7 protein-coding genes and 1 pseudogene are annotated in these 4,480 nt (G+C 39.1%); all 8 read left to right on the top strand.

Translation table 11 applies throughout. The features are described from left to right. Window positions 1-197 (top strand): annotated as a pseudogene (locus ABI367_RS12550) (COX15/CtaA family protein); the annotation flags it as partial. Continuing rightward, window positions 194-1,051 (top strand): heme o synthase, encoded by an 858-nt coding sequence (cyoE, locus tag ABI367_RS12545; RefSeq protein ID WP_462228717.1) that lies wholly within the window; start codon window positions 194-196, stop codon window positions 1,049-1,051. The pseudogene ABI367_RS12550 and the gene cyoE, both read left to right, overlap by 4 nt. A 1-nt stretch (window position 1,052) precedes the next feature. Next, the gene (locus ABI367_RS12540) at window positions 1,053-1,631 is read left to right on the top strand and encodes a cytochrome c oxidase subunit 3 (RefSeq protein ID WP_462228715.1); all 579 of its coding nucleotides are present in this window, start codon (window positions 1,053-1,055) and stop codon (window positions 1,629-1,631) included. A 21-nt stretch (window positions 1,632-1,652) separates the two neighbouring features. After that, window positions 1,653-2,381, top strand: coding sequence for a cytochrome c oxidase subunit 3 (locus tag ABI367_RS12535; protein ID WP_462228713.1), 729 nt, complete (start codon window positions 1,653-1,655; stop codon window positions 2,379-2,381). Window positions 2,382-2,402: 21 nt separating this feature from the next. Continuing rightward, entirely contained in the window at window positions 2,403-2,756 is a 354-nt protein-coding gene (locus ABI367_RS12530; protein ID WP_462228711.1) for a cytochrome C oxidase subunit IV family protein, read from the top strand. After that, complete coding sequence (locus tag ABI367_RS12525) at window positions 2,753-3,454, top strand: SCO family protein (RefSeq protein WP_462228709.1); 702 nt, start codon at window positions 2,753-2,755, stop codon at window positions 3,452-3,454. The genes ABI367_RS12530 and ABI367_RS12525 overlap by 4 nt, the downstream gene beginning before the upstream one ends. 147 nt (window positions 3,455-3,601) lie before the next feature. After that, complete coding sequence (locus ABI367_RS12520) at window positions 3,602-4,174, top strand: DUF420 domain-containing protein (RefSeq protein WP_462228707.1); 573 nt, start codon at window positions 3,602-3,604, stop codon at window positions 4,172-4,174. Between the two features lie 18 nt (window positions 4,175-4,192). Next, complete coding sequence (locus tag ABI367_RS12515) at window positions 4,193-4,471, top strand: hypothetical protein (RefSeq protein ID WP_462228705.1); 279 nt, start codon at window positions 4,193-4,195, stop codon at window positions 4,469-4,471. Window positions 4,472-4,480 lie beyond the last annotated feature (9 nt).

Genomic DNA, 4,480 nt, shown 5'->3' with positions numbered 1-4,480 from the left:
TACAGCAACAATTAATGAGCGTTACTTTTTTAATGCTTATTTTGCAAATAGTTACAGGCATATTATTATCATACCTGGCATTGCCGCCTTACGCGCAGGCCACACATATATTACTGGCCAGCCTTTTATTTGGCGCGCAGTTTTATTTGTTGTTGAATTTATATCGATCGGCTAATTTACAGGAGGTACGCAAATGAGGTGGAGCGATTTTTCAAAACTGATAAAGCTTAGGCTCACCTTTTTGGTGGTGTTTTCGGCCTCTATATCATACCTTATTGGCAGCAAGGTTAATGGTGTTATTATATGGTATGATTGGTTTATGCTTATAGTAGGCGGCTTTTTGGTAACATCAGCGGCTAACTGCTTTAACGAGATCATTGAAAAAGATCTTGACCGCTTAATGAAGCGCACCAAGGACCGCCCCATCCCGTCAGGACACATGACAACCGGGCAGGCATTGGTATTGGGGCTGGGTATGGGTATATCAGGTACTTATATTTTGGGCAGCCTTAATATTTTAACCGGGTTGCTATCGGTATTTTCCATATTATTATACGCGTTTGCTTATACGCCGTTAAAACAGAAATCGCCCATTGCGGTATTTGTAGGTGCCATACCGGGTGCTTTGCCGCCGCTAATTGGTTATGTAGCAGCTTATGGTAAAATTGATGATATAGCACTAATATTGTTCGGTATACAGTTTGTATGGCAGTTTCCGCATTTTTGGGCCATTGCCTGGGTACTCGATGACGATTATAAACTGGCCGGGTTCCGTTTACTGCCAACAGGCAAACGCGACAGGGGCAGCGCCGTAATGACTTTTATTTTAACTTTGATACTATTGCCGGTAAGTTTATTACCAACTTTATATGGTTACGGTGGTTACTTTGTAGGCGGTGTATCATTAGTATGCAGTTTAATATTTTTGTATCAGGCATTTAACCTTATGCGTACCTTACAAGTTGAGGCCGCGCGTAAATTAATGTTCGGTTCGTTTTTTTATTTGCCGGTAGTGCAGTTAATGTTTTTATTTGATTTTTTAGGAAAGTGAAATGATGGCTCAAATACAACAAGAAGATAAATTAGCCCTGGGCCCCAAAAAGTTTAACATGTGGATATTCATATTCACATCGTTTATGTTTTTTGCGGCGCTAACCAGCGGGTTTATTGTTTATGTAGGGGGTAAAGGGCATGGCATAAATATAAAATTACCCGGTGTGTTTGGTTTTAGCACCGCTGTTATTATGATCAGCAGCGTAACCATGTTCCTGGCCTCAAAGGCATCAACACGTTTGCAATTTGAAAAGCAGCGCCTTTATTTATGGCTCACCATACTTTTAGGCCTTATATTTTTTGCCCTTCAGTTATATGGCTGGAGCCTATTGATAAATATGGGCGTGTATTTTATTAATAACAATGCCGCGCAATCATTTATTTATGTGTTTACATTAAGCCATCTGATACACATTATTGCAGGCTTATTACTGCTTGGCAATACCTTAAGAGGCAGCTATAAGAACATCCCGCAGGTTAAAAACCTGTTCGGTATGGAAATGTCTTCTATTTTTTGGCATTTTATCGATATTATATGGATTTATCTGTATGTTTTTTTACTTTTGAACCAATATTAAAAACCCTATATACCAATACAAATGAGTGCAACAGTATCACCAATAGATGAAGTAAAAACCACCCCGTGGGCCGGAGGCAGATCTCCGTTCAATGTGGAATATGGTAAAATGATGATGTGGTTTTTCCTCCTTTCGGATGCGTTTACTTTTTCGTCGTTATTGATCTCTTACGGGGCATTGCGTTTTAGCGCGGTTACCTGGCCCGGAGCAGATAAAATTTTTCAATCGGTTCCCGGTTTAGCAGATCATGGATATCCGTTAGTATTTGTCGGTATAATGACTTTTATACTCATTTTAAGTTCAGTTACCATGGTGTTAGCTGTTGAGGCCGGTCACCGTATGGCCCGAAAAGAAGTTATAACCTGGATGATATTGACCGTTATAGGTGGCCTTATGTTTTTAGGTTGCCAGGCTTTAGAGTGGAACCACCTGCATGGCGAAGGTTTTTGGTGGTCAAAGATCCCGACCAATGTTGATACCTTAAAAGAATTTTTTGAGGGGACGGCAGCCAGCTTAGCGGCGCAGCAAACATCGGCCCACCAGTTTGCCAACCTATTTTTTACAATAACCGGCTTTCACGGGTTCCACGTATTTACCGGGGTTATCATTAATATTATCATTACCATCAATGTTTTGGCAGGTACTTATGAAAAACGAGGAAGCTACTTAATGGTTGAAAAAGTTGGCCTTTACTGGCACTTTGTTGACCTGGTTTGGGTGTTTGTATTTACCTTTTTCTATTTAGTTTAATTATTTAAATCCTGATTTATCATGTCAACAGAAACTACACATATACACGGCGAAGGCGAGGTTCACGAAGAAGGTATGACCAAGGGGCGCATAGTAAAAGTGGCGCTTATATTATCTGCTATTACCTGTGTTGAATTTATTATAGCGCTTGTGCTTATACCACACCATGTGTGGGGTATAACTTATGCAATAGCAAACCCTATATACATTGTTTTAACCTTGTTTAAAGCTTTTTATATTGTTGCCTTTTTTATGCACCTTAAGTTCGAAAAAATGGGACTTATACTGGCAATAATAGTCCCTATACTCTTCATCATCGGTTTGATCCTGGTACTTACTAATGAAAGTCACCACTGGTTCGACCTGAGGATATGAGCAAATTTAGGTTACTAAAAAAAATAATAATCCTGGGGCTTATACTGGCTTTACCAGGATTTTTATATTATTTGCTTACCGCAAAAGGAAAGAACCGGTATAAACCTTTGCCAATTTACGGGCCAAAGCAAGTGGCTAAAACAGGCCATAAAGTTCATGGCCAATTTATACCCGATACCATTTTTCATAAACTGGCCGATTTTAATTTGACCGACCAATATGGTAAGCCGGTATCATTAGCATCGTTCGATAAAAAAATAGTTGTGTACAACTTTTTTTATACCAACGGGGGCGAGCAAAGCAACAAGATAAATAGTGCTGCCGATAGTTTGGCAGCTATTTATAGCAGAAACAAAATGGTGTATTTTGTTTCGGTAAGTGTTGATCCGGAACGCGACAAGGGCACTGCTTTAAAAAGCTACGCTGATGAAAATACACCGGTGTATGCCCAAAGGCTGTTTTTAACCGGCGATACCACAACCATATATAAATTTGCCCGCAAGGGTTTATTGGTTGATGCGCTGCAACTGGGTAAAAACAATTTTATATATAGCAACCAATTAATATTGGTAGATAGCGATAAGCGCATACGTGGATATTATTCGAGCGTAATGACGGATGATATAACCCGAATTACTGATGAAATAAAGGTGCTTATTACCGAAGAGTTGCGTAAAAATGATAAGCCGCTGTATTAGAGATTAGAGATTAGAGATTAGAGATTAGAGATTAGAGATTAGAGATTAGAGATTAGAGATTAGAGATTAGAGATTAGAGATGCATTATGTAAAGTAGACAGGCAATAACTAATTCACTCAATCACTAATTCAATAATTAAAAACAACATGACTGATAAATTTATATTCCGTTTCGTAGCTGTAATATCTGTATTTGTATTTGCAGTGGTATTGATATTAAACAGGCATCTTATACCTGCACCCGCTACTGTACCAGCCTTCGCACATTTTTTGCCTAAGTTGAATGCCATATTAAATGGAACGTGTAGCGTATTGTTATTGTTATCGCTTTACATGATAAAAAATGGCAATATAGCCGCCCATAAAAGGATCAATATATTAACTTTTTGCTTGTCGTCGTTATTCCTGGTTTCCTATATACTGTTTCATTACCTGGCACCTGAGACACGCTATGGAGATTTGAATGGCGATGGACAGCTATCAGCCCAAGAAATTGCCGCAGCAGGAAACATACGCTATTTTTATTACGTGCTTTTAACATCGCACATTATACTTGCCGCGGGTGTTTTACCGTTAATTTTATTGAGTTTTTACCGTGGCCTGCAAATGCAGGTTGAAAAGCATAAAAAACTGGTGCGTTGGGCGTTCCCTATTTGGTTATATGTAACCGTTACGGGGGTTATTGTGTATTTGATGATATCGCCTTATTATAACTTTTAAATTAACTAATTTTACATCATGACAAGGGCTTTGAAATTTGTACTTATATTATTTGTAGCAGGGATATTGACGGGCAGTGTGCAAACGGTTAAAGCGCAGTGCGCCATGTGTACGGTTTCAGTCGAGTCGAACGCAAAAAGCGGCAGCGGTACCACCAATGGTTTAAATAACGGTATTATGTATTTGCTTGCCGCACCTTATATTGCTATTGGTGCAATAGGTTATGTGTGGTATAAAAAGTATCGCCGCAAAAATATACCCATCCACATGCGCGATGAAAAACTGCATTTAAATTGAGCCTGGCTA

Origin of the sequence: Mucilaginibacter sp., from assembly GCF_039935595.1 — a bacterium.
Classification (GTDB): Bacteria; Bacteroidota; Bacteroidia; order Sphingobacteriales; family Sphingobacteriaceae; genus Mucilaginibacter.
The sequence above is the reverse complement of the archived record's forward strand: the minus strand, read 5'-3'. Positions and strand labels throughout refer to the sequence as shown.

Coding starts and splice junctions, on each gene's coding strand:
- ABI367_RS12525 (WP_462228709.1), top strand. CDS start 2,753: ATGAGCAAATTTAGGTTACTAAAAAAAATAATAATCCTGGGGCTTATA.
- ABI367_RS12535 (WP_462228713.1), top strand. CDS start 1,653: ATGAGTGCAACAGTATCACCAATAGATGAAGTAAAAACCACCCCGTGG.
- ABI367_RS12515 (WP_462228705.1), top strand. CDS start 4,193: ATGACAAGGGCTTTGAAATTTGTACTTATATTATTTGTAGCAGGGATA.
- ABI367_RS12530 (WP_462228711.1), top strand. CDS start 2,403: ATGTCAACAGAAACTACACATATACACGGCGAAGGCGAGGTTCACGAA.
- cyoE (WP_462228717.1), top strand. CDS start 194: ATGAGGTGGAGCGATTTTTCAAAACTGATAAAGCTTAGGCTCACCTTT.
- ABI367_RS12540 (WP_462228715.1), top strand. CDS start 1,053: ATGATGGCTCAAATACAACAAGAAGATAAATTAGCCCTGGGCCCCAAA.
- ABI367_RS12520 (WP_462228707.1), top strand. CDS start 3,602: ATGACTGATAAATTTATATTCCGTTTCGTAGCTGTAATATCTGTATTT.